The sequence below is a fragment of the Amycolatopsis thermophila genome (genome assembly GCF_030814215.1).
GTDB lineage: Bacteria > Actinomycetota > Actinomycetes > Mycobacteriales > Pseudonocardiaceae > Amycolatopsis_E > Amycolatopsis_E thermophila.
This window is the reverse complement of the sequence record NZ_JAUSUT010000001.1, coordinates 6,597,084-6,623,797: the sequence shown is the minus strand read 5'-3', so window position 1 is coordinate 6,623,797 and position 26,714 is coordinate 6,597,084. Positions and strand designations below refer to the sequence as shown.

Annotated in this window: 21 protein-coding genes; 14 read left to right on the top strand and 7 right to left on the bottom strand. The window is 71.5% G+C overall.

Features of this window, described 5'->3' with window-relative positions:
• Genes FB470_RS32460 through FB470_RS32450 form a run of 3 tightly spaced genes read left to right on the top strand, consistent with a single transcriptional unit; the run spans window position 1 to window position 3,757 of the window.
• The gene (locus tag FB470_RS32460; RefSeq protein WP_306997771.1) at window positions 1-1,914 is read left to right on the top strand and encodes a hydantoinase B/oxoprolinase family protein; all 1,914 of its coding nucleotides are present in this window, start codon (window positions 1-3) and stop codon (window positions 1,912-1,914) included.
• 12 nt (window positions 1,915-1,926) lie between these two features.
• Window positions 1,927-2,187, top strand: a complete 261-nt coding sequence (locus tag FB470_RS32455) for a hypothetical protein (protein ID WP_191244924.1) — start codon at window positions 1,927-1,929, stop codon at window positions 2,185-2,187.
• A gap of 4 nt (window positions 2,188-2,191) precedes the next feature.
• Window positions 2,192-3,757, top strand: a complete 1,566-nt coding sequence (locus FB470_RS32450) for a class I adenylate-forming enzyme family protein (RefSeq protein WP_306997768.1) — start codon at window positions 2,192-2,194, stop codon at window positions 3,755-3,757.
• Window position 3,758: 1 nt separating this feature from the next.
• Here the strand turns inward: FB470_RS32450 and FB470_RS32445 are convergent, their stop codons facing one another.
• The gene (locus tag FB470_RS32445; protein ID WP_306997766.1) at window positions 3,759-4,886 is read right to left on the bottom strand and encodes a low temperature requirement protein A; all 1,128 of its coding nucleotides are present in this window, start codon (window positions 4,884-4,886) and stop codon (window positions 3,759-3,761) included.
• A 14-nt stretch (window positions 4,887-4,900) separates the two neighbouring features.
• Window positions 4,901-5,785, bottom strand: coding sequence for a helix-turn-helix domain-containing protein (locus tag FB470_RS32440; RefSeq protein WP_306997764.1), 885 nt, complete (start codon window positions 5,783-5,785; stop codon window positions 4,901-4,903).
• 145 nt (window positions 5,786-5,930) lie between these two features.
• Between FB470_RS32440 and FB470_RS32435 the strand changes: the two genes are divergently transcribed.
• Window positions 5,931-6,842, top strand: coding sequence for an alpha/beta hydrolase (locus tag FB470_RS32435; protein WP_306997762.1), 912 nt, complete (start codon window positions 5,931-5,933; stop codon window positions 6,840-6,842).
• Window positions 6,843-6,891: 49 nt separating this feature from the next.
• Window positions 6,892-7,578, top strand: a complete 687-nt coding sequence (locus tag FB470_RS32430) for a nitroreductase (protein ID WP_306997759.1) — start codon at window positions 6,892-6,894, stop codon at window positions 7,576-7,578.
• Window positions 7,579-7,592: 14 nt separating this feature from the next.
• Here the strand turns inward: FB470_RS32430 and FB470_RS32425 are convergent, their stop codons facing one another.
• The 4 genes from FB470_RS32425 to FB470_RS32410 all read right to left on the bottom strand — a co-directional run bounded on the left by FB470_RS32425 (window position 7,593) and on the right by FB470_RS32410 (window position 13,680).
• Complete coding sequence (locus FB470_RS32425; protein WP_306997756.1) at window positions 7,593-8,852, bottom strand: PucR family transcriptional regulator; 1,260 nt, start codon at window positions 8,850-8,852, stop codon at window positions 7,593-7,595.
• 88 nt (window positions 8,853-8,940) lie between these two features.
• Window positions 8,941-10,374 (bottom strand): phytoene desaturase family protein, encoded by a 1,434-nt coding sequence (locus FB470_RS32420; protein WP_306997754.1) that lies wholly within the window; start codon window positions 10,372-10,374, stop codon window positions 8,941-8,943.
• The gene (locus tag FB470_RS32415; protein ID WP_306997752.1) at window positions 10,371-12,197 is read right to left on the bottom strand and encodes a DUF3556 domain-containing protein; all 1,827 of its coding nucleotides are present in this window, start codon (window positions 12,195-12,197) and stop codon (window positions 10,371-10,373) included. The genes FB470_RS32420 and FB470_RS32415 overlap by 4 nt, the downstream gene beginning before the upstream one ends.
• Before the next feature lie 25 nt (window positions 12,198-12,222).
• On the bottom strand, window positions 12,223-13,680 hold the full coding sequence (locus tag FB470_RS32410; protein WP_306997750.1) for a class I adenylate-forming enzyme family protein: 1,458 nt from the start codon (window positions 13,678-13,680) through the stop codon (window positions 12,223-12,225).
• 257 nt (window positions 13,681-13,937) lie between these two features.
• Between FB470_RS32410 and FB470_RS32405 the strand changes: the two genes are divergently transcribed.
• Window positions 13,938-14,765 (top strand): SDR family oxidoreductase, encoded by an 828-nt coding sequence (locus FB470_RS32405; protein WP_306997748.1) that lies wholly within the window; start codon window positions 13,938-13,940, stop codon window positions 14,763-14,765.
• 360 nt (window positions 14,766-15,125) lie between these two features.
• Here FB470_RS32405 and FB470_RS32400 read toward each other — a convergent pair whose 3' ends face one another.
• Window positions 15,126-15,818 (bottom strand): TetR/AcrR family transcriptional regulator, encoded by a 693-nt coding sequence (locus FB470_RS32400; protein ID WP_306997746.1) that lies wholly within the window; start codon window positions 15,816-15,818, stop codon window positions 15,126-15,128.
• 221 nt (window positions 15,819-16,039) lie between these two features.
• Between FB470_RS32400 and FB470_RS32395 the strand changes: the two genes are divergently transcribed.
• From FB470_RS32395 to FB470_RS32360, 8 genes are read left to right on the top strand one after another with little or no spacing between them, the layout of a single operon-like run.
• The gene (locus FB470_RS32395; RefSeq protein ID WP_306997744.1) at window positions 16,040-17,125 is read left to right on the top strand and encodes an NAD(P)H-dependent flavin oxidoreductase; all 1,086 of its coding nucleotides are present in this window, start codon (window positions 16,040-16,042) and stop codon (window positions 17,123-17,125) included.
• The gene (locus tag FB470_RS32390; RefSeq protein ID WP_306997742.1) at window positions 17,125-18,306 is read left to right on the top strand and encodes a CaiB/BaiF CoA transferase family protein; all 1,182 of its coding nucleotides are present in this window, start codon (window positions 17,125-17,127) and stop codon (window positions 18,304-18,306) included. The genes FB470_RS32395 and FB470_RS32390 overlap by 1 nt, the downstream gene beginning before the upstream one ends.
• Window positions 18,303-19,784 (top strand): aldehyde dehydrogenase family protein, encoded by a 1,482-nt coding sequence (locus tag FB470_RS32385; protein ID WP_306997740.1) that lies wholly within the window; start codon window positions 18,303-18,305, stop codon window positions 19,782-19,784. The genes FB470_RS32390 and FB470_RS32385 overlap by 4 nt, the downstream gene beginning before the upstream one ends.
• 22 nt (window positions 19,785-19,806) lie before the next feature.
• Window positions 19,807-20,673 (top strand): SDR family NAD(P)-dependent oxidoreductase, encoded by an 867-nt coding sequence (locus tag FB470_RS32380; RefSeq protein WP_306997738.1) that lies wholly within the window; start codon window positions 19,807-19,809, stop codon window positions 20,671-20,673.
• Window positions 20,670-22,418 carry a class I adenylate-forming enzyme family protein gene (locus tag FB470_RS32375; protein ID WP_306997736.1) on the top strand — a complete coding sequence of 583 codons (1,749 nt, stop codon included), beginning with the start codon at window positions 20,670-20,672 and terminating at the stop codon, window positions 22,416-22,418. Before FB470_RS32380 ends, FB470_RS32375 begins: the two co-directional genes overlap by 4 nt.
• 30 nt (window positions 22,419-22,448) lie before the next feature.
• Window positions 22,449-22,691 (top strand): hypothetical protein, encoded by a 243-nt coding sequence (locus tag FB470_RS32370; protein ID WP_191243543.1) that lies wholly within the window; start codon window positions 22,449-22,451, stop codon window positions 22,689-22,691.
• Window positions 22,684-24,744: a hydantoinase/oxoprolinase family protein gene (locus tag FB470_RS32365; RefSeq protein WP_306997734.1), complete on the top strand. Its 2,061-nt coding sequence runs from the start codon at window positions 22,684-22,686 to the stop codon at window positions 24,742-24,744. The genes FB470_RS32370 and FB470_RS32365 overlap by 8 nt, the downstream gene beginning before the upstream one ends.
• Window positions 24,741-26,669, top strand: a complete 1,929-nt coding sequence (locus tag FB470_RS32360; protein WP_306997732.1) for a hydantoinase B/oxoprolinase family protein — start codon at window positions 24,741-24,743, stop codon at window positions 26,667-26,669. The genes FB470_RS32365 and FB470_RS32360 overlap by 4 nt, the downstream gene beginning before the upstream one ends.
• Window positions 26,670-26,714 lie beyond the last annotated feature (45 nt).

Here is a 26,714-nt window from a genome sequence, read left to right as displayed (position 1 = left end):
ATGACCACTTCCACGGAACCGGCGGCCGAGTTCGAACTGGACATCCTGCGGTACGGCCTGATCGAGGTCGCCCGCGAGATGAACGAAGCCCTGATGCGCAGCGCGTTCTCGCCCGTGTGCCGGGACATCCTGGACTGCACCACCGCGATCCACATCCGCAGCGGCGACGCGTGGGAGACGGCGGCGCAGTGGGAGGGCTGCATGCAGCACGCCTTCACCTCGCCGCACATCGTGAACTTCGTGGTGGACGAGTTCGACCTCGACACACTGCAGCCCGGCGACGTCATCTTCGTCAACGACCCGTGGCGCGGGACGATCCACCAGTCCGACGTGAACCTGCTCCGCCCCGTCTTCGTCGACGGCCGGGTCGAGTTCATCCTGCACTCGACCTCCCACCTGGTCGACCTCGGCGGGCCCATCCCCGGCGGGTTCTCCAACGGCACGCAGACCGCGTTCGAGGAGCAGATCAAGCTCCCGCCGTCGCTGCTCTACGCCAACGACGTCCCGGTGCGGCCGTTGTTCAACTACATCCTGGAGAACAACCGGGTGCCCCAGCTGGTGCTGGGAGACCTGCGGGCCCTGCACGGCTGCCTCGTGGTGGGGGAGCGGCAGCTCCAGGCGCTCGTCGCCCGCGGCGGCCTGGACCGGGTCAAGGCCGCCGGCCGGTACGCGATCGAGGCGACCGAGGCGAGCATGCGGCGCGGCATCGCCGCCATCCCGGACGGTGACTACACCGTCGAGGACTTCCTCGACGAGGACGGCGTGACCGACGAGCCCATCCCGGTGCGGGTCACCGTGAAGGTCCGCGGGGACAGCATGGAGATCGACTTCTCCGGCTCGGGACGGCAGCCGCTGGGCAACTGCGGGACCGCGTGGTGCGAGGCGGTCCGCTGCATCGAGGCCGTCAAGCTCATGGCCGATCCGGGCACGCCGGTCAACAGCGGCACGCTGCGGCCGATCGAAACGCTGCTGCCCCAGGGCAGCGTGGTCTGCGTGCTCCCGCCGTCCAGCTGCTCCAACCACGCCGACATCGGGGCCCGGTGCATCAACGCCGTCGCCAGCGCGCTCAGCGAGGCCGTCGGCGACCGCTCGATCGCCTGCGACACCGGCACCGCGCTGGTCATCAGCCTGGGCGGCATCGACACCCGGCCCGGCCACGGCGGCACGCCGTGGGGCGCGTTCGCCCTCACCGGCGGTGGCTGGGGCGGCACGTGGAAGGAGGACGGGATCTCCTTCTGCGTCACGCCGATCGGCAACTGCCGCACCTCGGTGCAGGAGCACGTGGAGATCGAGAGCCCGCTGATCGTCGCCCAGCACGAGATGGTCGCCGACACCGCGGGCGCCGGGCAGTACCGGGGCGGTCTGGGCTCGGTGTACACCCTGACCGCCCAGGCCGACACGATCGTCACGGTCACCTGCGACCGGGTCCGGGTCGGCGCGCCGGGCGCGGCCGGGGCTGGTGCCGGCGCACCCGCGTTCGGGTGGTACATCAAGGACTTCGACCTCGCGCGGCACGCCGACCCGCTCGACCTCCGCCCCGCGGAACCGCTGTTCGGCATGTTCGACGACGACGGCAGGCCCGATCCCAACCACGGCGGGTTCTGCCGCGGCGCGCGGTACTCCACCGGCAAGTTCTCCGGGCTCGTGCTCAAGGCCGGCGACGCGATCCGCTTCCTCATCGGCGGCGGCGGTGGCTGGGGCGACCCCCTCGCCCGCGACCTCGGCCGGCTCGAACGCGACCTCCGCGACGGTCTCTACAGCCCGGAGTTCGCCGCTCTCGCCTTCGGTGCCGTGCTCGAGGGCGAGCGGATCGACCGCGACGCGACCGCCCGGCGCCGGGCCGAACTGGCGGCGCTGCGCGCGGCGGGCACCTGGAGCGTGCCCGTCGCCACCCCCCTGAACTGGATCCTCTAGGAGGCACCGCACATGTCCGTCGACCGACTCCTCTTCCCGCGCCCGGAGACCGAGCGGGTCTCCGTGGCACGGCAGCCCGTGGACGCCACCTGCCCGTCGTGCGGGAGCGGCGACGTCGCCCGCTACCCCGTGGCCAACTACCTCGGACCGCGCATGGTGGTGAAGTGCCAGGACTGCTTCACCCACCTGTCGGTGACCCGGCCCGAGCCGGAGGACCACTGGCCGGCCTGGCGGTCGCCGACGCGCGACTGGGCGCCCTCGCGGCTGGGGTGACCCGATGTCCCCCACCCCACTGGCCCAGGTCTACGCGCGCGCCTACCGCGAGCACGCGGACCGCCCGGCGATCCGCGACGAGCGCCGGACGCTGACCTACGGCGAACTGGGCGCCCGGGCCCGGCGGATCGCCCAGGCGTTCCGCCGGCTCGGCGCGGCCCCCGGCTCGCGCGTGGTCATCGTGTCGCCGAACCGTTGCGAATGGACCGAGGCCTACCACGGGATGGCGCTCGGCGGGTACGTGCGGACTGGGCTGCTGACCCGCCTGCACCCGGCCGAACTGGCCCGCATCGCCGCCGACGCCGAACCGGTGGCCGTCCTCGTGGACGGCGAATGGCTGTCCCGCAACGGCACGGACTGGGTGCCGCCCGGCGTGCGGGACGTCGTGGTGCTGGGGGAGGGCGACGTTCCCCCGGGGTGCATCCCGTTCGAGGAGTTGGTCGCGTCCGGCACCGACGACGAACTGCCGCTCCCGGAACCGGAATCCGACGCCTGGCTGCTCTACACGTCCGGCTCGACCGGGCAGCCGAAGGGGGTGCGGGTCCCCCATCGGGCGGTGGGCGCGCTGATCCGCAACGCCCGCGAGGTCCTGCCCGGCCTGGGACCCGGGGACGCGGCTCTGCACACCGCGCCGGTGAGCCACTTCAGCGGCGGTATCGCCGACGTCGTCACCGCCTGTGGCGGGCTGAACATCCACGAGCGGGGGTTCGACGCGGCCCGGGTCGCCGACGCGGCGCTGGGCGGCGAGGTCACCGTGCTGCCGCTCGTGCCCACGATGATCACGATGCTGGTGGAGGAGCTGTCGGCCCGGGACGCGCCGCGCGGCCGCGTCGGCGGCGTCCGGGTCCTGCCCTACGCCGGCTCGGCCATCCAGCCCGGCGTCGCGGCGCGGGCCCGCGCCTGGTTCGGCGACGCGATGCAGCAGCTCTACGGCGCCAGCGAGGCGCAGCTGCCCATCACGACCTTGCGGCCGGAGGACCACGTGGAGACCCGCAACGCGCGGGGCCTGCCGCGGTTGGCGTCGGCCGGCCGGGTCACGCCGCACGTCGAGCTGGAGATCGTCGACGCGGCGCGGCGGCCGGTGCCGCCCGGCGAGACGGGGGAGATCCGCACCCGTGGCGACCACGTCAGCGCCGGTTACTGGCGCCGGCCCGAGGAGACCGCGGAGACCTTCGCGGGTGGGTGGGCGCACACCGGTGACGTCGGGTACCTCGACGAGGACGGGTTCCTGTTCATCCTCGACCGCCGCAAGGACATGATCATCACCGGCGGGTTCAACGTGTACCCGCGGGAGATCGAAACCGTCATCTCGGACCTGCCCGGGGTGCGGGAGGTCGCGGTGGTCGGCGCCCCCGACGACCGGTGGGGTGAGGCCATCACCGCCTTCGTGTCCCCCGGGAACGCCCTGTCCGCGGCGGAGGTGCTGACCCACTGCCGGGCCAGGCTGGGCGGGTACAAGGTCCCGAAGTCGGTGATCTTCCTCGACGAACTGCCCAAGACCGGCACCGGGAAGATCGAGAAGCGCCTGCTGCGGGAGCAGCTGTGGCACGGCCGGGAGCGGCGGGTCTGACTCACCTCGCCCGGGCCCGCACGAGGTGGGCGGCCGGCACGACGAGGACGACGACCAGGAGCGTCACCACCCCGTACGCCGGCAGCCAGTACGCGGCCGCGGCGACGATTCCCAGGGCGGCGGCGCCGAGGGCGCGCGGCAGCCACCCGGTGCCCGGTTCGGCCCGGAAGTAGACGGCCTGCGCCGCGAGGTAGACGAGCGGGCCAACGGCCACCAGCACACCGGCGATCCCGGCGGCCGGGTGGTGGGCCTGGACGAGGACCAGCTCCATCCCCGCGGCGAACACGACCAGCCCGGCGACCACCCCGTAGACCACGTTGATGCCCAGGTGCACCGACCGGATCGGGTCGGCGCTGCCGGTCGCGTGGCTGACCACCTCCTGCTCGGACCGTCCGAAGTAGATCGCCCACAGGCAGACCAGCGCGACGAAACCGCCCAGGGCCAGCAGCGGGGTCAGCGCGTCCTGGGCGTGGTCGGCGAGCACCCGTCCGAGGGTGAGCACGGTTTCACCCAGCAGGATGATGAGGAACAGCCGCAGCCGTTCGAGCATGTGCTTGGCGTCGAACGGGAGGCGTTCGGTCCGGGTCGTGCGACCGGGCATCGGGTGCGCGGTCCAGGTGCCGAGCAGATCGATGAGCGCGCCGCCCGCCCACCACCAAATCCGGGCCCCGGGGCCGGAGGCCGCTCCGGCCACCCAGAAGGGCGCGGACGCCCCGATCCAGATCAGCACGCGGACGAAGTGCCGCCGCAGTTCGGGCGCGGGTGAGGTCGCCGCGGCGTGGGCGCCCGGACCGGCGAGCGCGAGCAGCATCGGCACGACGAAGAGCCACGGACCCGTGTCGAACGCGTGTTCTATCCCGGCGTTCATGAACAGGCCGAGACCCATCACCAGGAGGGTGATCGCGCGGGTGGCCGTGCGCTCGATGTCGAGCAGGGTGACCTCGAAGGACGTGAACGCCCAGACCCCGCACACGGCCACCAGGGCGATCAGCGTCTCACCGGCGCCCCGCCAGGTCAGGTGCTCGATCAGGTGGTGCGTGAGCTGGCCGATGGCCAGGACGAACACCAGGTCGAAGAAGAGCTCCAGTGGTGAGACGTCCCGGTGGGCCCGTGCGGTCGGCGCCGGCATCCGGTCATTGTCGGTCAGTCGGCGCGGGCGCGCTCGCCTGGCGGTGACGGCGCGGTCGCGATCCAGCTCGCGAGGAGTTGCAGCGCCTCGGCCGAGGGGGACCCGGGCTCCGCGGTGTAGCCGATCAGCGTCAGGTTGGCTGCGCTGGTGATCTCGAGCGCTTCGAAGCGCAGGGTGAGGTCGCCGACGACCGGGTGGCGGAACTGCTTCGTGCCGCGCCGGTGGGCCCGCACGTCGTGGGCGGCCCACCGCGCGCGGAACTCCGCGCTGCGCGTGGCCAGCTCCCCGACGAGACCGGTGACCACCTTGGAGTAGGGCGAGCGGGCCGCTTCGACGTGCAGCAGCGCCACCGAATCGTCGGCCGCCTTCTCCCAGTCCGGGAAGACTTCCGCGGCGCGCTCGTCGAGGAAGATGAACCTGGCGAGGTTCGGCGTCCCGGAGGCCCGCTCGAACACGCCGGCGTACAGCGCCCGCCCCAGTGCATTGGTCCCGACGAGGTCGAGGTGGCCGTTCTGGACGATCGCCGGGGCGGCGACCATCGAGTCCATCAGCGCCTGCACGCCGTCGGGGACCCGTTGCCGCGGCACGCGCGGCTTCGCCGTGCGTGGCCCGGCGCGGCGGGTGGCGGCGCGTACCAGGTCGAACAGGTGGGCCGTCTCGACGTCGTCGAGCTGTAGTGCCCTGGCGATGGCGTGCAGGACCTCGTCGGACACGCCGGAGATCTGACCGCGTTCGATCTGCACGTAGTACTCGGTGCTCACGCCGGCCAGGCGTGCCACCTCCTCACGCCGCAGCCCGGGTACCCGCCGCCGTGGCCCGGGCACGAGCCCGGCCTGCTCCGGGGTGATCTTCGCGCGGCGGGTCATCAGGAAGTCCCGGATGTCCTTGGCGATTTCCATGACTCCAGGCTAGGTGTGTTCACCCGGGTGATGGAGGGGCTGCCGGTACCCCCATAACCGGCCTCTGCCACGGGCGCGCGTGGGGCCGCATCGTGGATGCCGGAGCCCGGAACCGCCGGGCGGAACCGAATCCAGGGAGTGTCCAGTGGAGACGATCACCTTCCCCAACGGCCCGATCAGCATGGCGGGCAACCTGTACCTGCCGTCGGACTTCGACCCCGAGGGCAGCTACCCGGCTGTGGTCACCGTCCACCCCGGCGGCGGGGTGAAGGAGCAGACCGCCGGCCTGTACGCGAGCAAGCTGGCCGAGCGGGGTTTCGTCGCGCTCGCGTTCGATGCCTCCTGCCAGGGTGACTCCGGCGGACAGCCGCGGTTCCTCGAGGACCCGGCCGCCCGCGTGGAGGACGTGCGCGCCGCGGTCGACCACCTGCAGACCCTCGGTTACGTCGACGCCGGGCGCATCGGTGTGCTGGGCGTCTGCGCCGGCGGCGGGTACGCCGTCACCGCGGCGATGACCGACCACCGCATCAAGGCCGTCACGACCGTCAGCGCGGTCAACATCGGCTCCGCGTACCGCAAGGGCTGGTTCGGCGCCGACCCCGACTCGGCGGCCGTGGCCACGCTGGAAGCCGCCGCTCAGCAGCGGACGGCCGAGGCGAAGGGTGCCGAGGCGGCGTTCATCCCGTACGTGCCGCCGGCCCTCGACGAGAGCACCCCGCGCGACATGGTCGAGGCGCACGACTACTACCTGACGCCGCGCGCCCAGCACCCGAACGCGCAGAACAAGAAGCTGTTCACCAAGAGCGTTTCCCGGATCTTCGCCTACGACGCCTTCCACCTGGTCGAGGACCTGCTGACGCAGCCGATCCTGATGGTCGCCGGGAGCGCGGCCGGCTCCCTATGGCACACCACGGAGCTGCACTCGCGGGTGCGGTCGGCGAAGAAGCTGGTGGTCGTCGAGGGCGGCACCCACATGGACTTCTACGACGTGCCGGAGTACGTCAAGCGCGCCGTCGAGGAGGCCACGCCGTTCTTCGAGGAGAACCTGGCCGGGTAGTGGCGGCGGTCACGGGACGAATTGCCAAGCATAATATATTATGTTGCCGATGAGGAGTTCCGTGACCACCACCGGGTTCGACCGGCTGCTCGGGCAGCGCCGGAGTTGCCGCGCCTTCCTGCCGGATCCGGTCCCGGACGCCGTGATGCGCGAGATGTTCGGGACCGCCCAGCGGACCGCGTCGTGGTGCAACACCCAGCCGTGGCAGGTGCACGTCACCTCGGGCGAGGCGACCCGGCGATTCGCGCGCAGTCTGACGGAGTACGCGAAGACCCACGAGCCGGCGCCGGACCTGCCGATGCCCGCCGGATACCACGGGGTGTACCAGGAGCGCCGGCGCGGCGCGGGGTACGCGCTCTACCGGAGCCTCGGGATCCGGCGGGAGGACCGCGACGCGCGGGAGGAGCAGCGCCTGAGGAACTTCGAGTTCTTCGGCGCCCCGCACGTCGCGGTCGTCACCACCGACCGCGAGCAGGGCGTCTACGGCGCGATCGATTGCGGCGGCTACGTGGCGAACCTCCTCAACGCCGCCACCGCGCTCGGCGTCGCCACGATCCCGCAGGCCGCGATCGCGATGCACGCCGACCACGTCCACCGGTGCCTGCGGATCCCGGCCGAACGGCTCGTGGTCTGCGCGGTCTCCTTCGGCTACGCCGACACCGAGCACCCGGTCAACGGGTTCCGCACCGACCGCGCCCAGCTCGACGACGCGGTGGTCTTCCTCGGCGGCGACTGACCGGGCGGCCGCCCTCAGCCGCCGCGCGCCGGGGAGCCGGCGGGAATCAGCAGTGACGGGCCGAGCCAATGGCATGCCGTCAGGGCGAGTTCGACGTCGAGCCGGTCGTCGCCGATGGGGGCGCCCCGTTCTTCTTCGGCCTTCAGCACGCGGTACTTCACCGAGTTCTTGTGCAGCATCAGGCGTTCGGCGGCCGCGGTGTAGCTGGATCCCGCGGTCATGAAGCTGAGCAGGGTCTCGCGGAGGCGAGCGTGGTAGGGGTCGTCGAGGGCGAGCTTGCCGAGGGTGGCGTGCACCAGGGTCCGGGCCTGGTCCAGGTCGGCGCACATCAGCGCGGCCGCCCGCACCCCGGGATCGCCGTAGGAGGTCACGGTGTGCGCCGCGGGGCCGGCGACCAGCGCCACCCGCTGCGCCAGCAGCGCCTGCCGGTGCGTCTCGCGAAAGCCGTTCACGTCCGCTGCCGGCCTGCCGAGCGCCGCCGCCACTCCCGGCGCTGTCCCGCGCAGGATGCCGGTGACGGTGGCCGGATCGAGCGCGGGCACCGGGCCGTCGAACGGCAGCCAGCCCCAGCCGCTGGTGCGGTCGCAGGCGGCGAACAGGGGGCGCCCGGTGCAGCGCAGCGCCCGGCCCAGCGCGCTCACCGTGCGCTCCAGCCCGGACAGGTCGTTGTCGCCGCTCTCGCTCTCGCCCTGGCGCCAGACGACGACGCCGAGGTGGTGCTGGCGCAGCGGGTGCCCGATCGCGGCTTCGGCGGATTCGAGGTCGAAGTCGCGGCCGTCGAGCAGCTCGCGGATCCGCACGGCCCGCAGCGTGCTGCGGTTCTCCAGCCACCGTTCCCGCTCGTCCTCGTAGACGGTGGTGACCTGCTGGGAGATCCAGTCGATGTAGCTGAAGGTCACCTCGACGAAACGCTGTGACACGCGGAAGGCGATGCCGGTGTCGGCGATGCGGCGCTCGATCTCGGCGAAGCACAGCTTGAGCAGGTGATCCTGCCCGAGCCGGTAGGCCCGGACGAGAGCGTAGACCGGCACGCCGCGCTGCGCGAGGCGGCGCGCGTACTCCACCGCGGCCGACGGCGGTTCGACGTTGGCGACGGGGATGTCGTGCTGCAGGATGTGCAGGATCGTGTCGACGTTGCTCTCGATGCTCGCCCGGAGCAGGTCGACCAGGCGCTGATCACCGCGCAGGACGTCGATCCGCTCGGCCAGCTGCACCCGGATGCTGTCGGTGATGTCACCGAGCCGCGGGTTGAGGTCCGTGGCGACGGTGACCACCCACCGCGCGACGTCCCCGTCGGCGGTCCCGCTACCCGACGGCCCGGACCTCGCCGCATACCTTCCTCCCAGGTGGTGGGAGACACCATTATGCGGCAACGCGGCCGTCCCCGCGGCGCAGGTCGCGCAGCGCACGCGCCGCGGCGTGGGCACCGCACATGCCGTGCGCACCCGGACCGGGTGGAGTCGCGGCGGAGCAGAGGTACACGCCCGGGATGCCCGTCGCATAGGGGTCGAGGCCGATCCGGGGACCGAAGACCAGCTGCCGGACGTCCTTGCTGCCGGTGATGATGTCACCTCCCACGTAGTTGGGGTTGTACGCGGCGAACCCGGTCGCCGACCGCACCGCCGTGCCGACGATCCGCTCGCGGAACCCCGGCGCGAACCGCTCGATCTGCGCGACGATGGCCTCGGTCGCGTCACCGGTGTACCCGTGCGGCACGTGAGCGTAGGTCCACACCGGATGGACATCCCCCGCCGACCGCGCCGGGTCCGCCAGGTACTGCTGCCCCACCAGGACGAACGGGCGCTCCGGCATCCGTCCCGCGTGGATCTCGCGTTCGGTGGCGGCGATCTCGCGGTACTCCCCGCCGAGGTGGACGGTGCCGGCCCGGCGGGCGTCCGGATTGGTCCAGGGCACCCCGCCGGCGACGGCGAAGTCGGCCTTGAACGCGCCTGGCCCGTGCCGGAACCGCCGGTAGGACCGGGCGACACCGGGCGGGAGGCGGTCGCCGAGGATGTCGGCGACCGCGCCCGGTGCCAGGTCGAAGACGGTGATGTCGGCGGGCGGCAGATCACTCGCCGCGGACACCCGGACGCCCGTCTCGATCTTGCTGCCGAGGTCGGCCAGCAGCGCGGCCATGGCCGCGGTGATCGACCGCGACCCGCCCGCCGCCACCGGCCAGCCGTACCGGTGCCCCGCGGTGATGATCCCCACCCCGATCGCCGAGGTGAGCGGGAGGTGCAGCGGCCGGAACGCGTGCGCCGCCACCCCGCCGAACAGCGCCCGGGCCCGTGCGGTGCGGAACACCCGCGCGAGCAGGGAGGCGGGGAGCAGGGTCGGCGCGCCGAACCGCGCCATCCGCAGCGGGTGCTCGGGCAGCCGGACCAGGGGCCCCATGATGTCGGAGGACCAGTCGTCGAACGTCTCGGACGGCCGGAACAGCATCCGCCATCGCGGCCCGTCGGCGCCCAGACCCTCGGCGGTGCGCTCCAGCGAGGTGTGCAGGACGCCGGCGTCGCCGTTGTCCAGCGGGTGCACGCAGTCGATCTCCGGCCACCGCCACTCCAGCCCGTACCGCTCGAGGCCGAGCTCCCGCAGGAACGGCGAGCCGGCCGCCATGGGGTGGAACGCCGAGCAGTGGTCGTGCAGCAGGCTGGGCAGGATGGCCTCACTCGACCGGGTACCACCGCCGATCTCCGGCGCGGCTTCCAGCACGGTGACGTCCACACCCGCCCGCGCGAGGGCGGTCGCGGCACCGAGCCCGTTGGGCCCGCTGCCGACCACGACGGCGGTGGTCATGCCGGCGTCCCAGTGCGGTGCTGCGGGGTGCGGCGCTGCGGGGTGGCCTGCGCCGTCTGGTCGCCGTTCGCGGCCCGTGACCACTCCACCTGCAGCGGGATGGGCCCGTTCGGCAGCCAGGGCTGCTCGGCGACGGCGTCGGCGACCTTCCACGTGCCGCGCTCGATCAGGCCGACGGCGACGTCGATGACCTTGTAGTGCTGGACCCGGCTGTGGATGGCCTGGGATTCCACCCACACCACGAGGAACTCGCCGGGTGAGAACCCGCATCGCCGTTGCAACGCGGCCAGCATGTCCTCGTTGTGCATGTGCCCGTCGCCAAAGTTGAAGCCGAGCAGCGAGTTGCACGCGAACTCGGCCTCCCGGATCGTCCACCGGTCGATGTCGGGCAGGTGCTTGTACAGCAGGGAGAACAGACCGCGTCCCTGGCTGTGCATCGAGCGCCACGCGATGGTCTGCTGCATCGTGATCTCGGAGATGGCGGGGGCGTAACCCATGCCCTTGAGCTGGTCGATCTGGTTCCGCGTCGGACGGCGCACGGCGTCGAGCTTCTCCTCGGCGCCCGGTGCGAACGCCCACAGCGCCGACGCCCAGTTGCCCGCGTACTGCCGCATCGACGGCAGGAACGACACGAGGTCGGGCCGCAGGTTGCCCAGAACCGGGAAGAACAGCAGGCCGGCGGCGATCGCGGCGGTCAGCCAGGGCGAGGACATGTCGCCGATCCCGTAGCCGGCCTCGTTGGGGAAGCCCCAGAACAGGAAGATCGCGGCGAAGGCGAACAGGATGTTCCACTCCAGCGGGACCGCCAGCGGGAACGTCGAGGTGATGAACAGGTGGAACAGCACCATCATCGCGACCGCGGCGAGCGTCAGGACCCGGTTGGTCGACAGCAGCAGGATCAGCGGCGTGATGATCTCGACGCAGGTGCCGCCGACGTGGGCCAGCAAACCGGCCACTTTGGACGGACGGATGTCGCGCGGGAAGTCCCGGTAGTGCGCGCGCTTGAACCACTTCGCCGGGATGCACGGGCTGTTGCTCACCATCGGCGGGACGACGTTGGAGAAGTGCTTGCCGAACTTCGACACCCCGGCGCCGATCCACACGACCACGATCAGCAGCTTCAGCGCGACGATCATGTCCACGAAGGGCAGGGCGACGAAGAACACCATCGCGGGCAGGTACTGCTCACCCCGAGCCGCCAGGAAGATCACCTTGTCCCGCAGGCCGAGCAGCACCAGCGCGGCGATCGCGACGGCGACCGGCACCGGGTTCACCAGGCCGGACGTGTTGCCCGGCAGAGCAGCCGACAGCGTCGCGCTGGGATGCCCGGGCGTGAGGATGGCGGCCAGCAGCGCCCCGAGCACCGTGAGGTAGAGCAGCACGTCGAACACGGTGCGGCGATCGCCGGAGGTGAACGGGACCCGGCGCCAGGGGCGGACGCGGATCGTGCCGGGGCGGGTCCAGAACAGCACGCCACCGGTCATCGGCTTGAACTTGCCCGCGAGCGGCCCCCACGAGCCGGCCACGCCGACGGTCTCCAGCAGCACCGTCCACAGGATCAGCTTCTGGTACACGATGGGCTCGTTCCACCAGGTCGCGACGTCCCAGAACGGACCGAGACCGGACGACCAGGTCGCCGCCGCCGCGCCGGCGACCATGTGCAGCACGAACACCTTCACGGCGTAGATCAGGTGGAACAGTTTGGGGGAGCCGAAGCCGTACTCGACCCAGTGCAGTGACAGCGCCTTGATGCGCTCCCGCAACGGTTCGCCGAGAAAAGTCTCGACGTCGACCGGCGGGAAGTCCGGTTTGGTGAGTCCCACGTTTCTCTCTCCTTTGAGCGAATTCCTATCGGGCGACCGGAAGTGCGCTGCGCAGCGCGGGTTTGTCGATCTTTCCGACCGGGTTCTTCGGCAGGGCGTCGACGATCGAGATGCGCGCCGGGAGCTTGACCTTCGTGAGGTCGCGCCGGCAGTGCTCGAGCAGTTCCTCCGCGGTGGCGGACGCGCCGGGGTAACGGACGACGAAGGCCACCGGCACCTCGCCGTAGACCGGGTGGGGTTCGCCGATGACGGCGGCTTCCAGCACGGCGTCGTGGTGGCACAACGCCGCCTCGATCTCCTTGGGGTAGATGTTCTCGCCACCCCGGATGATCATGTCCTTGATGCGGTCGACCAGGACGAGGTAGCCGTCCTCGTCGAGGTATCCGACGTCTCCGGTGTGCAGCAGGCCGCCGCGCACGGTTTCCGCGGTGGCCTCCGGGCGGTGGAGGTAGCCGCGCATGACGTTCGGTCCCGCGATGACGACCTCGCCGGCCTGTCCGGGGGCGCACTCCCGGCCCGACTCGTCGACGATCTTCACCTGCTGCCCGGGCAACGACGGGCCGACCGTGCCCAGCTTGCGGGGACCGTCCAGGGGGTTGCAGGTCGACGCGCACGTGCCCTCGGTGAGCCCGTAGCCCTCGACGATGACGATGCCGAACCGGTCGGCGCACCGTTCGAGCAGCTCGCGTGGCATCGGCGCGGCCCCGCACACGGCGAAGCGCACCGACGTCAGGGCCGTCCGGACGTGGTCCGGGAGTTCGGCCAGCCGCGCGTAGACCGTCGGCACGGCAGAGAAGTAGGTCGGCCGGTACCGTCGCACGGCCGCCAGGAAGGTGTCCGGCGCGAACCGCGGCAGGATCGTGATCTGGGCGCCGACGAGCATGGGCGCCAGGAAGCTCACGCACAGCGAGTTGACGTGGAACAGGGGCAGCACGAGCAGGCAGTGGTCGTCGGCGCCCAGGTGCAGGTGGGCGGCCAGCATCGACGTCATGGCCCGTAGGTTGGCGTGGTCGAGCATGACGCCCTTCGGCCGGCCGGTCGACCCGCTGGTGTAGATCAGCAGCGCGATGTCCGCGGGATCGGAGCGCCCCGGCGACCCGGCGCCGGCCGGCACGGTGGCCAGGTCCCGCACGTCGAGGACCGGCACGTCGTAGCCGGCCGGGTCCCGGTCCGTGACCAGCAGGGCGGCCCCGGAATCGTCGAGCTGGTACCGCGCTTCGGTCACCGTGAACGCCGGGTTCAGCGGAGTGGCGAGCGCGCCGATCCTCCAGGCCGCGAGGACGACGAGGAGCAGTTCGACCCGGTTGGGGAGCATGATCGCGACGACATCCCCGTTCCCGATGCCGCGCCCGGCCAGTTGCTCGGTGATCGCCTCGACCCGGAGGTTCACCTGGCCGTAGGTCAGTTCCGTCTCGGGATCGCGCAGGCACGGCCGGTCCGCCGCGGCCGCAGGCCGGTTCCACGGGAAGTAGCCGATGCTCACCGAAACACCTCACAGTCACGTCTTCGTGTGAGGCAAGACACTAGGAGCGGATCCGAGCCGCACGACATGGCTCGTGCCGACCAAGTTGCCCGCGGCCTTTGTCGATCAGAACCAAAACGGCCCGTCGCGGGCGGGCAGGGCCGCGGCGAGGTGGCCGCGACCGACAACGGCGGGCCGCGGCGTTGTCGGTTCGAACCGTGGAGGCCGCCCGACGGCGGCCCCATGATGGTGGAATCGCAAGGAGAAGGAGGAATTCCGTGCCGCGTGACTTGTCGGGCCAGACGGTGATCATGTCCGGTGGCAGCCGGGGCATCGGCCTCGCGATCGCGGTCCGGGCCGGGCGGGACGGCGCGAACGTCGCACTGCTGGCGAAAACCGGTCAGCCACACCCCAAGCTGCCGGGCACGGTCCACGCGGCCGCCCGGGAGATCGAACGGGCGGGCGGCAACGCACTGCCGATCGTCGGGGACGTGCGGGACGACGACGCCGTGCTCGAGGCGGTGGAACGCACGGCGCTCGAATTCGGCTCGATCGACGTGTGCGTCAACAACGCGAGCGCGATCGACTTGTCGGCGACCGCTGATCTGACGATGAAGCGGTACGACCTCATGCAGGACGTCAACGCGAGGGGAACCTTCTTGCTCAGCAAGGCGTGCCTGCCGCACCTGCGCAAGTCGGCGAACCCGCACATCCTGAACCTGTCGCCGCCGCTGAGCCTGTCGCCGCGGTGGGCGGGCCGGCACCTCGGGTACACCATCGCGAAGTACGGCATGAGCCTGTGCACCCTGGGGCTCGCCCACGAGTTGGCCGGCGACGGCATAGCGGTGAACTCGCTGTGGCCGCGGACGACGATAGCCACCGCGGCGGTCGAACACGTCGTGGGCGACAACGCGATGATGGAGCGATCACGTTCCCCGCAGATCATGGCCGACGCCGCCTACGCGATCCTCACCCGTGACGCGCGGAGATACACCGGAAACTTCTACCTGGACGACGCCGTCCTCGAACAAGAGGGCATTACCGACTTCTCCCGCTACGCCCTCGGCCCGAGTGAGGACCTGGCGCCCGACCTGTTCCTCGATTAGTCCGGTAGCCGTGTCCACCTTCGCCCGTTCGCCGGACACCGTGGTTGATCCGACCACCTCACGCGGTCGGGCTGGTGATGCCGGGCGGTACGAGGACGGGGACGGCGTCGTCTGGTCCGTGATCGAGCAGGTGTGCAGCAGCACCGAGCCGGACCGGGCCCGGCACAGCAGCGGCGCCCCCGCTGCTCGTCGTCGCGCTCGCGGACCCCGATCGTCCCCGTATGCATCGCGCCGGATGCCGGGCGTGCCCGCCGCATCGGTGTCGTGTCGAGTGCACGGATTTCCGCGTGCGTCAGCGGCGGCGGACGAACCTCACGTGTCGCAGACCGTCCCGCCGCAGGTTGCGTCCTCCGAGGGGGCTCAGATCGCCGGGGGAGTGAAGACAGGCGACAGCGCCGCCGCCGGTGGGGCGGTGGTGGCCGGTCGCGAGGCGAGGAGTGGGCCGGCGAGGGCGTTGCGGATGAGCCGCTGCGCGGTCGCGAGGATTTCCTTCAGGCTGCCGCGCTCGGGGTTCCACCACTCGCTCGCCCAGTTCACCGCGCCGAGCAGGAACATCCGGGCGGCGCGTGGGTCGAGGCCGGGGTCGATCTCGCCGGCTTCGACGCCGGCCTGGATGAGTTCCCGCCACATCCGGCCGCTTGCGCGCTGGCGCTCCAGCTGGCGCGCCCGCATGTCGGCCGGGAGCTGGCCCATCGTGCGCATCGCGGCCGCGGTGTAGGCCGACTCCATCAGCACCATCTCGAGGTGGGCGGCGAACGCCGTGCAGATCCGGTCCAGCGCCGAAGCGGCCGGCGACAGCTCGGCCAGCCGCCGCGTGACGTTCTCGTGGGCCAGCCGGTCGCCGATGTTGACCACCTCTTCGAGGATCGCTTCCCGCGAGTCGAAGTAGTAGTAGATGGCGGGCACACGCAGCTCGGCCAGCGTCGCGATCTCGGAGAGCCGGGTGCCGTCGAAACCCTTGCGGTTCAACAGGTCCGCGGCCGCGTCGAGGATGCGCCGCCGCGTCTTGTCGGACTTGCGTTCACGCCGCCCGGCATCGGCTGCCTTCGTCACCTGATCGTCCTTCCCCGGTAGTCCCACTGGAAATCTACAGGGTGTTCGAAGAAGTGACCAACGCCGGCTCAGGTGTTGCCAACTTTTCGAGGAAGTGTTAGAAAATACGAACTCGCCGCGCTGTCCTGGGTGAACAGGGCAGACGTGAGCAAATATTAAATGTATCCGGATCTTGATTCGCTCCGTGCCCGGACCCCGGGCAGGCCACTCGAGGAGGACCCATGCCGCCGATCCTGCGGACCCCGATCTGTGAGCTTCTGGGGATCGACGTGCCCCTCATGCAGGCAGGCATGGGCAACGTCGCCTACGGCCGGCTGGCCGCCGCGGTCTCGAACGCGGGCGGTCTCGGCTCGATCGGTGGTATCGACATCACGCCGGAGCAGGTCGACGAGGAGATCCGGTTGTTCCGCTCGCTCAGCGAGGGGCCGCTCTGCGTGGACCTCGGCTTCCCGGCGAATGCCCCGAAGGGACTGTCCGATGTCGAGGTGCCCGAGCTGCCGGGGCCGTTGCGGCAGCTGAAGTCGGAGCTGAACGAGCGCGGCGTCGAGATCAAGCCGACCACTGACCAGGCGATCAGCCTGGCCGACAACAAGAAGAAGCTCGAGATCGCTCTCGATCACGGAGTCGAGGTGATCGCCTGCGCCCTGGGCACCCCGACCTGGGTCGTCGAGGCGTGTCACGCCAAGGGCGCGAAAGTGATGAGCATCGTCGGGCTCGCCAAGCACGCGCGCAGCGCGATCCGCAACGGCACGGACGTCGTCATCGTCCAGGGCACCGAGGGCGGCGGCCACACCGGCGACGTCGGGCTGATCACCCTCCTCGCCGAGGTGCTGGAGTTCGCGACGGTGCCGGTCGTCGCCGCGGGCGGGCTGGTCAAGGGCTCCCAGATCGCCGCGTGCCTGACCGCCGGTGCGCAGGGCGCGTGGGTCGGCACCCGGTTCCTGGCCACCCGGGAATCCGGTTCGGAGGACGTCTTCAAGGAGGCGGTCCTCGAAGCCGGATACGACTCGACGCTGCGCTCAGTGCTGTTCGACGGCCTGCACGTGCGCATGTTGCGCAACCGCTTCACCGAGGTCTGGGAGGGTCACGAGGACGAACTGCGCCCGTACCCGGTCCAGCGGGTGCTGACCATGCCGTTCAAGTACGCCGCCATGCGCGCCAACCTGAAGTCGCACATGAGCCTGCCCTCCGGATCGGGTGCCGGCATGATCACCGATCTCCCCGGGGCCGCCGACGTCCTCCACCGGCTGGTCGAGGAGACCGTCGAAGCGTTGCGCCGGGTGGAGAAGACGGTGGAGTTCCGCTGATGCCGGGCCCGCTGGAAGGCGTCAAGGTGGTCGAGATCGGCTCGATCGGGCCCGGGCCGTGGTGCGCCATGATGCTCTCGGACATGGGCGCGGACGTGCTCCGCGTCGACCGCGCCGGGCACGTGCGCGAGCACCTTCCCGGCGAGCGGTCCTACGAGTTCGCGACCCTGCGCGGCCGGCGGTCGGTCGGCGTCGACCTGAAGCGCCCCGGTGGCGCGGAGGTCGTGCTGCGGCTGGCCGAGCAGGCCGACGCGCTCATCGAGGGCAGCCGGCCCGGTGTGGCCGAGCGGCTGGGCATCGGGCCGGAGAAGTGCCTGGCCCGCAATCCCCGGCTGGTGTACGGCCGGATGACCGGGTGGGGCCAGGACGGCCCGCTGGCGCACCTGCCCGGACACGACCTGAACTACCTCGCACTGAGCGGTCTGCTGCACGCCATCGGGCCGGCGGACGGCCGCCCCACCCCGCCGCTGAACCTCGTCGGCGACTACGGCGGCGGCGGGATGCTGCTGGCGTTCGGGATCGCGGCCGGGCTGATCGAAGCCGCCCGCTCCGGCCGCGGCCAGGTCGTCGACGCGGCGATGCTCGACGGCTCCTGCCTGCTCGGCACCCTGATCCACGGGCTGCGGCAGGTCGGCGAGTGGCAGGACCGCCGGGAGTCGAACCGGCTCGACGGCGGCGCCCCGTTCTACGGCACCTACGAAACCGCCGACGGGCGCTGGGTGGCGATCGCGGCGAACGAGCCGCGGTTCTACGCGGAACTGCTCGACGCGCTCGAGCTGGCCGGCGAGAACCTGCCGGACCAGTTCGACGAACGCCGCTGGCCGCAGCTGCGAGCCCGGTTCGCGGAGACCTTCCTGACCCGCACCCGCGCCCAGTGGGTCGAGACGTTCCGGGCCCGGGACACCTGCTTCTCCCCGGTGCTGACCCTCGACGAGGCACGCACCCACGAGCACGGCGTCGCGCGCTCGTCGTTCGTCCCGGTCGACGGGGTGCTGCAGCCGGCACCCGCGCCGCGGTTCGGGCGCACGCCGGGAGCGGTGGCGGGGCCGGCCGCCGTTCCCGGTGAACACACCGAAGAAGCCTTGCGGGACTGGGGATTCAGTCCCGCCGAGATCGCGGGACTCGCCGCGGCGGAAACCGTCGTCCAGGCCGAGGTCCGGAAGGAGAGGGCGATCCGATGAGCCTGGTGGACAACCGAGAGCAGCTCGTGGTGGACGGTGACCTGCGCGTACCACGGCCGGACGCGCTCTTGATCGGCGGCGAGTGGCGGCCCTCGGCCGGGCACGAGCGCACGACGGTCGTCTCGCCGACGACCGAAGAGATCGTCGCCGAGGTCGTGGCGCCGTCGGCCGAAGACGCGGATGCCGCGGTGGCGGCGGCCGCCGAAGCCTTCGCCGGTCCGTGGCCGCGGTGGCCGGTCAGCCGCCGGATCGAAGTCTGCGGCCGGTTCTGCGACCTCCTGGAGGAGCGGGCCGACGAGATCGGTCTCGTGTGGGCAGTGGAGACCGGGATTCCGGTGCGCTGGAGCCGCACGCTGCACCGCTTCGCCGCGAAGACCGCCTGGCGGACCGCGCTCGAGGTGGCCGAGGACGCGCTGGCGCCCGAGACCCGGACGACCCCGGTCGGCGAGGTGCGGATCGACCGGGACCCGGTCGGGCCGGTGCTGGCGGTGATGCCGTACAACGGTCCGCTGACGACCGTGGGCAGCAAGGTCGTCCCCGCGCTGCTGGCGGGCGCCCCGGTGGTGGTCAAGTCGGCGCCCGAATCGGCGCTGATGATGCGGATCGTGGCCGAATGCGCTGCCGCCGCGGGGTTTCCGCCCGGGGTGCTGAGCGTCCTGTCGGCCGGCGTCGAGGTTTCGCGGCGGCTGGTCGCCGATCCGCGGTTCGAGATGATCTCGTTCACCGGCGGACCCCGGACTGCCTCGGAGATCCTCCGGCAGAGCGCCGATCTGCTGCCACGCACGGTGTTCGAGCTCGGTGGCAAGTCCCCGGCGGTGCTGCTGGAGGACGTCGACCTCGGCCGGGCACTGCGGCCTCTGGTGGCCGGGGCGATGAGCGGCGCCGGTCAGGTGTGCGCCGCGCTGTCGCGGGTGCTCGTCCCGGCGGCCCGGCACGACGAGATCGTCGAGGCGCTCGCCGGGGCCTATCGGGCGCTGCGGATCGGCGATCCGCGGTCGACGGACACCGACCACGGTCCCCTCGCCACCCGCGCCGCGCTCGACCGGACCCGTCGCGTCGTGGACCGGGCTCGCGAGCAGGGCGCGACGGTCGTGACCGGCGGGGGCCGTCCCGAGGGGTTGCGCACCGGCTGGTTCCACGAACCCACGCTGCTGACCGGCGTCGCCGAGGACCACGACGTCGCACGGCACGAAGTCTTCGGCCCGGTCACCGCCGTCCTGGCTTACGACGACGTCGACGACGCCGTCCGGATCGCGAACGACAGCGAGTACGGCTTGGCCGCGAGCGTGTTCTCGGCGGACCGGGAGCGTGCGCTGGCGGTCGCCCGCCGGATCCGCGCCGGGTCGGTCGCGCTCAACACCTTCGGGCCCACGATGGCCGCGCCGTTCGGCGGCGTGAAGCGCTCCGGCTGGGGGCGCGAATGCGGTCCCGAGGGCCTCCGCGAGTTCACCGACACCAAGCAAGTGCTGTTCGGCTGACAGCACCGGAAACGGACGAGACATGGGCAACGAAGTGGCACTGGTGACCGGTGGGGCGAGCGGCATGGGCCGCGCGTCGGTGGCCCGGTTCCTCGGGCGCGGGTTCAGCGTGGTCATCGCGGATCTCAACCGCGAGGTCGCCGAGCGGACGATCGCGGAGCTGGACGCGGGCGACCGGGTCCGGTTCGTGCACACCGACGTCAGCGACGAAGCGCGGTTCGAGGCCGCGATCCGCGAGACGGTCGAGACCTACGGCCGGCTCGACGTGCTGGTCAACGCCGCCGGGGTCGGTGGGGCGTTCGGCCCGCTGACCGAGATCGAGGCCGATGACTGGGACTACACGTTCGACGTCGTGCTGCGCAGCGTGTTCCTCGGGATCAAGCACGCCGGCCGGGTCATGCGCGCCCAGGGCACCGGCGGCGCGATCGTCAACTTCGGCTCGGTGGGCGCCTTCGCGGCCGGAGCCGGGGTGCAGGCCTACTCGGTGGCGAAGGCCGGGGTCCAGCACCTCACCCGGATCGCCGCGCTCGAATACGCGCCGGACCGGATCCGGGTCAACGCGGTCGCCCCGGGCATCATCACCACACCCCTGATCGGCCTGACCGCCGAGGATCTCGAGCCGGTGCTCGGCACCGTGCAACCCCTGCCCTACGCGGGCGAGCCGGACCACGTCGCCGCGGTCGTGTCGTTCCTGGCCAGCGACGACGCGCGGTTCATCACCGGCGAGATCGTCACGGTCGACGGCGGCATGATCGCCGCCGGGCCGCAGCTGGGGAACCTGGTCAACAACAACCCCGCGCTGCGTGGCCTGGTCGGCGTCAACCGGGGCAGCACCGGGGTGAAGTCGACCGTGCACCGCACGGTGGATGTCGCGGGCGGCACCCGGTGACCGCGGACGGGCCGTCGATCGCCGAGCGGCGGGCGGATCTGGAGCGGGAGTTCGCACCCTGGCGCCCGCGGACGCTCGACGAGCACTTCGAGCACGCCGCGGCCCGCTTCGGGCCACGGCCGTACGTCATCGCCGGCGACCGCGTGCTCACCTACGACGACGTGCTGCGCCAAGCCCACCGGTTCGCCGATGGGCTGGCCGCGCTGGGCGTGCGGCCCGGGGACCACGTGGCCGTGCTGATGGCGAACTACCCCGAGTACGCGCCGCTGAAGCTGGCGATCTCCCGGGCAGGGGCGGTCGCCGTGCCGCTGAACTACCTGTACCGCACCCACGAGCTCGGGTTCGTGCTCCGCCAGTCCTGCGCCCGCGTGCTGATCACGATGACGTCCTACCGCGACCTGGATTACCTGGCGATGCTGGACGAGCTGGCGCCCGGCTGGTCAGGGACCGGGTCGATCGGGTTCGGCGACCTGGAGCGCGTCATCACCTTCGACGCCGAAGGGCGGGGCGAGGGCCGGGAGTGCGTGGCCGACGTCCCGGAGCTGGCGCGGATCGGTGAGCAGAACCCGGGTGCGGCGCCGGGCGGCCGGCGAAGCCCGGAGCAGATGTCGGACATCATGTACACCTCCGGGACGACCGGTGAGCCCAAGGGCGTGCAGCTGAGCCACGACGCGCTGCTGCGCCAGGAATACGGCTCGGCGTTCTGCCGGGCCCTCCCGGACGGCAACCGGGTCGTGTTCGCCTTGCCCTGCTACCACATGTTCGGCTACGAGCACGGGGTCCAGTCGACGACCTTCGTCGGCGGGGCGATGCTGCCGCAGCCCCGCTTCGACGCGGGGGAGTACCTGCGCGCGATCGAGCGGCACCGGGTCAACGACGTGCTCGCGGTCCCGACGATGAGCGTCGCGCTCGTCGAGCATCCCGACCGCACCAACGTCGACCTCTCCTCGCTGACCAGGATGCTCTCGGCCGCGGCGGTCGCGCCGACGTGGCTGTGGCAGCGGATCCGCGACGACCTCGGGGTCCGCGAGCTCACCACCGCGTACGGGATGACCGAGGTCGCCGGGGCGACGGTGATGACGCAGCCGGACGACCCCCTCGAAGTGACCGCGTCCACCGTCGGCCGGCCCAAGCTGGGCGGGGCCGCCGCCGGGGCCGCCGGGACGGTCGCGGAGTACCGGATCCTGGACCCCGTCACCCACGAACCCGTCCGGCCCGGGGAAACCGGTGAGCTCGTGTCGCGCGGGCCGACGACCATGCTGGGGTACTGGAACCGCCCCGACGCGACCGAGGCCACGCTCCGGGACGGCTGGCTGTACTCCGGCGACCTCGGCCGGGTCCTCGACGACGGTTCCCTCGTCATCACGGGCCGGTCGAAGGACGTGTTCAAAAGCGGCGGCGAACTCGTGATGCCCAAGGAGGTCGAGGACTTCCTGACCACCCGCCCCGGTGTCAGCCAGGCCTTCGTCGTCGGCGTGCCGGACGACCGCTGGGGCGAGGCCGGGTGCGCGTTCGTCGTCCCGGAGCCGGGCGCCACGCCCGATCCGGGGCAGCTCCTCGAAGCCTGCCGGTCGGCGCTGGCCCGGTTCAAGGTGCCCCGGCACGTCTTCGTGCTCGACACCGGCGCCGTGCCGCAGACCCCGACCGGGAAGGTCCAGAAGTTCAAGCTCGTGCCGATGGCACAGCGTCTGCTCGGCGCGGACGCGTCGGCCGTCCGGGCCCTGAGCCCGGCCGATCCGGCCTAGTACCGAAACGGATCCAGTGAGGAGAGATCAATGGCGATCACCAATCCACGCCCGGCCGAACCGACGTTGTCGGTGAACCGGGAGAGCGTCGAGGGCACGTGCCCGGGCTGCGGCGCGCGCAAGCTGCAGGCCTACCCGGTGCTGTCGGAGGCCGGCTGGTTCGACGTCGTCAAGTGCGCGGAGTGCCTGACCGACGTGCGGCGCACGCCCGGGCCGAAGCTGGGCCCGATCGAACTGCTGGCGGACCGGATCCGAGGTGGCGGACATGGCTGAGCGCAAGGGGATGATCGGCGTCGACGTCGGCGGCACGTTCACCGACATCGTCTCGATCGCCGACGGCCGGATCGAGACCGTCAAGGTGGCCACCAACGTCACCGAGAGCTACAAGGCGGTTCTGGAGGGAGCGTCCGAAGTGGACGTCGCCGCCGCGGCCGCGTTCAACCACGCCAGCACGCACGGCCTCAACGCGATCATCACCCGGCGGCTGCCCAAGATCGCGTTCCTGACGACCGAAGGCCACCGCGACATGCTGGACATGGCGCGGGCGTGGCGGCCGGCCGAGGCCAACACCGATCCCCGCTGGCACCGCAGCTTCGGCGACGTGACCGCCCCGGTGGTACCGCGCTACCTGCGCCGCGGCATCCGCGAGCGCCTCGGCGCCGACGGGTCGGTGGTGATCCCGCTCGACGAGCGGCAGGCCCGCGAAGAGCTGCGGATCCTGGCCCGCTGCGGGGTCGAGGGCGTCGCGATCTGCCTGCTCAATTCCTATGTGGATGGAAGCCACGAGCGGCGCCTGCGGGAGCTGGTCGCCGAGGAGATCGGCGACGTCGCGTGCTCGATCTCGAGCGAGGTCTCGCCGCTGGCCCGCGAATACCCGCGGGCTTCGACGACCGTCGTCGACGTGCTGATGAAGCGCATCTACGGCCCCTACACGCGGGAACTGGCCGCCGGGCTGACCGGCCTCGGGTTCACCGGGGACCTGAACTTCGCCGACTGCGCCGCCATGCTCGCCCCGGTCGACGTCGCGATGGAGCGGCCGTCCCGCATCGTCTTCTCCGGCCCCGCCGCGGGGACGGTCGCGTGTGCGCACCTGGGCGAGCTGATCGGCGAGCCGAACCTGATCTGCACCGACATCGGCGGCACCTCCAGCGACATCAGCGTCGTCACCGGCGGCAAGCCGTTCGTCAACACGACGTTCGAGCTGGAGCACGATCTGATCGTGAACACGCTCTCGAACGAGATCGTGAGCGTGGGGGCCGGCGGCGGCAGCATCGTCAGCATCACCCCGACCGGCGAGGTGAAGGTCGGCCCGGAGAGCGCGGGCGCCGACCCCGGGCCGGCGTGCTACGGCCGCGGCGGCGAGCAACCCACCACCACCGACACGTTCCTGATGCTGGGGATCCTCGATCCGGACCGGTTCGCCGCCGGGCGGTCACGGCTCGACCCGGACCTCGCCCGGGCCGCCTTCGAGAAGCTCGACACCCAGGCGACCCTGGCCGAACGCGTCCGGTTCGCCTACCGGATGGCGCTGAACAACGTCGCCGAGGGCATCGTCGACGTGCTGGTCAAGAACGGCGTCGACCCGCGTGACCACGCGATGGTCGCCTACGGCGCGGCCGGGCCGATGATGCTGCCGGGACTGCTGGAGCAGATGCACGTCAAGAGCGTGATCGTGCCGCCGCACCCCGGGCTGTTCTCGGCGCTGGGCCTGGTCAGCGCCGACCAGGTGTACGCCGACAGCCGCACCGCGTACACGGTCCTCACGCCGGAGGCCGCCGACGAGATCGACGCCGTGTACGCGGGCATGGAGGAGGCGATGAGGCGCTCGCTGGGCGCGGACGCCGAGCGCGTCACGTTCACCCGCTCGTTCGACGGCCAGCTCATGGGGCAGGTCTGGGAGACCCCGTTCGTCGAGGTGCCGAACGGCAAGATCACCCCCGAAGCCGTCGAGACGATGATCGCCAACTTCCACGACGGCTACGAACAGCGCTCCGGCAACCGCTTCGAGGGTATGCCGGTGCAGGGCGTCACCTACCGGCTCACCGCGGTCGTGCCCACGCCGAAGGTCGAGTACCCGGAGCCGCCGGCGCGGCCGGCCGGGGAGTCCGTCCGGCCGGCCGGGACGATCACCATCCGATACCTGGAAGAGACCGACCTGACAGCCGGCGAGTACGAGCGCGACAGCCTGATGCGCGGCGACGTCATCGAGGGCCCGGCGGTGATCCGGGAGCCGATGTCGACCACGTTCGTGCCGCCCGGCCTGATCGCGACCGTCGGCCGGATCGGCGAGATCGTCATCACCCGCGTCGAAGGAGCAGGAAAATGAGCACGACATTGCTGCGGGACCTGACCGACGAGCAGTTCCTCGAGCGCTACGACTGCGATCGGTTCACCGCTTCGGTGCTGGCCAACCGGCTCCGGTACTCGGCGCAGCACGTCACCACCGGCCTGCTGCACCGGGCCTTCTCGCCGATCATCGCGCTGTGCTACGACTTCGCGGCCTGCGTCTGCGCGCCGCCCGAGCAGGACTACGCGATGAGCGCGGTGACCAACGGGTTGTCCATCTTCCTCGGCACCATGTCCGCCGGCGTGCGGGTCGCCGTCGAGGAGTTCGGGCCCGAGAACCTGGTGCCCGGCGATCTGCTGATCTGCAACGACGTCTACCGGATGGGCAATCACTACAACGACGTCTGCTTCATCCGGCCGGTGTTCCACGACGGGAAGATCGCCGGTTTCATCGCGTTGCGGGCGCACCAGCTCGACGTCGGCGGCATCGCCCCGGGCGGGTTCTCCGCCGCCAAGCACAACATCTACGAGGACGGCATTTCGATCAGCCCGCGGCTGCTCTACCACGCCGGCGAACCGGTGCGGGAGACGTTCTCGCTGATCTTCGACAACGTGCGGATGGCCGAGCTGATGCTGCCGGACTTCCACACGATGCAGAGCTGCTGCGCGCTCGGCGAAGAGCTCATCCAGGAGATCATCGAGCGCTACGGCATCGAGGCGTACCTGGGCAGCCTCCGCTACGCCTGCGACGCCTCCGCCGAGAGCATGCGGCAGGCGTTCGCCTCGATGCCCGACGGTGATTACTCCGCGAGCGGTTCCCTGGACGCCGATGGCGTCGACGACAGCGAGGAGTACACGGTCGCCCTCACGCTGCGCAAGCGGGGGGAGCGGCTGGAAGCCGACTTCAGCGGCTCGTCCCGGCAGGCTCGCACCTGCATCAACGCCGGCGCGCTCGACGCCAAGACCGCCGTCGGCGTGGGCCTGAAGATGCTGCTGTCGCCCGAAAGCGAGTTCACCTCCGGCACGTTCCGTGACATCGACCTCGTGATCCCGCCCGGCTCGATGGTCAGCGCGCTGCCTCCGGACGGGGCGGTCTTCTGCTACTACGAGGTTTCCGCACTCATCAACACGGTCCTGTGCGAAGCGTTGGGCTCGGTCCTCGGCGAAGCCGCCCTCGGCGGCGACTTCGGCGCGGCCTACGTGCACAACGCTTACGGCGTGGGCCCCGACGGTGCGCCGTGGATGTGCTCCGCGATGGCCGGCGGCGAGCACGGACCGCGAGGCGGGTCCAGTGCGGGCGACGGCGACGGGTTCTCGTGCAGTTACATCTTCAACCTCATGTCGCCCTCGAGCGAGTCCCTGGAAGCCGACTTCCCGCTGCGGATCATGCGGCGCGAGTTCCTGCCCGACACTGCCGGGCCGGGCGCGCACCGCGGCGGCGCCGCGGTCGCGAAAGACGTCCTCTACACGCGGCCGGGTGAGCACCAGACGATCCCGCTGCGGTTCCGCCACGCGAGCGGCGTCGGTGTGCGCGGAGGAGGTGACGGTGCGCTCGGCGGAGTCTGGGTCTTCGGCCGGGACGGCGCTCCGACGAGCGGGCCGGAGACCCTGCTGCCCACGGACGACTCCGGCTACGCCGCGGCGGTCGCGGTCGCGGGCACCCTGGATCCCGTGACGCGGGCCCCGCGGGTGGACGGCGAGTTCTTCTACTACGGCCGGGACCCGGGCTGGGCCACCGAGGCCGGTGCGACCTGGCGGTACGTGACCAACGGGGGCGGCGGCTGGGGCGACCCGCTCGAGCGCGACCCGCAGCGGGTACTGCGCGACGTCCGCGACGAGTACGTCACGCTCGCCGCCGCCAAGCGGGACTTCGGGGTCGTGATCACCGGCGACCCGCACGCCGATCCGGAGGGACTCGTGCTCGACGAGGCCGCCACGGAGAAGGCGCGGGCCGCGCGGCGATGACCAACCCGTCCTGGGGCGCTGCGCCGCCGGGACCGCGCACGGCCA

What these genes read in the sequence shown, in the direction of transcription:
- FB470_RS32380 (WP_306997738.1), top strand. Translation starts at nt 19,807, where the DNA reads ATGGGCAACGAAGTGGCACTGGTGACCGGTGGGGCGAGCGGCATGGGC.
- FB470_RS32390 (WP_306997742.1), top strand. Translation starts at nt 17,125, where the DNA reads ATGCCGGGCCCGCTGGAAGGCGTCAAGGTGGTCGAGATCGGCTCGATC.
- FB470_RS32455 (WP_191244924.1), top strand. Translation starts at nt 1,927, where the DNA reads ATGTCCGTCGACCGACTCCTCTTCCCGCGCCCGGAGACCGAGCGGGTC.
- FB470_RS32370 (WP_191243543.1), top strand. Translation starts at nt 22,449, where the DNA reads ATGGCGATCACCAATCCACGCCCGGCCGAACCGACGTTGTCGGTGAAC.
- FB470_RS32420 (WP_306997754.1), bottom strand. Translation starts at nt 10,374, where the DNA reads ATGACCACCGCCGTCGTGGTCGGCAGCGGGCCCAACGGGCTCGGTGCC.
- FB470_RS32460 (WP_306997771.1), top strand. Translation starts at nt 1, where the DNA reads ATGACCACTTCCACGGAACCGGCGGCCGAGTTCGAACTGGACATCCTG.
- FB470_RS32440 (WP_306997764.1), bottom strand. Translation starts at nt 5,785, where the DNA reads ATGGAAATCGCCAAGGACATCCGGGACTTCCTGATGACCCGCCGCGCG.
- FB470_RS32365 (WP_306997734.1), top strand. Translation starts at nt 22,684, where the DNA reads ATGGCTGAGCGCAAGGGGATGATCGGCGTCGACGTCGGCGGCACGTTC.
- FB470_RS32360 (WP_306997732.1), top strand. Translation starts at nt 24,741, where the DNA reads ATGAGCACGACATTGCTGCGGGACCTGACCGACGAGCAGTTCCTCGAG.
- FB470_RS32445 (WP_306997766.1), bottom strand. Translation starts at nt 4,886, where the DNA reads ATGCCGGCGCCGACCGCACGGGCCCACCGGGACGTCTCACCACTGGAG.
- FB470_RS32395 (WP_306997744.1), top strand. Translation starts at nt 16,040, where the DNA reads ATGCCGCCGATCCTGCGGACCCCGATCTGTGAGCTTCTGGGGATCGAC.
- FB470_RS32430 (WP_306997759.1), top strand. Translation starts at nt 6,892, where the DNA reads ATGAGGAGTTCCGTGACCACCACCGGGTTCGACCGGCTGCTCGGGCAG.
- FB470_RS32385 (WP_306997740.1), top strand. Translation starts at nt 18,303, where the DNA reads ATGAGCCTGGTGGACAACCGAGAGCAGCTCGTGGTGGACGGTGACCTG.
- FB470_RS32450 (WP_306997768.1), top strand. Translation starts at nt 2,192, where the DNA reads ATGTCCCCCACCCCACTGGCCCAGGTCTACGCGCGCGCCTACCGCGAG.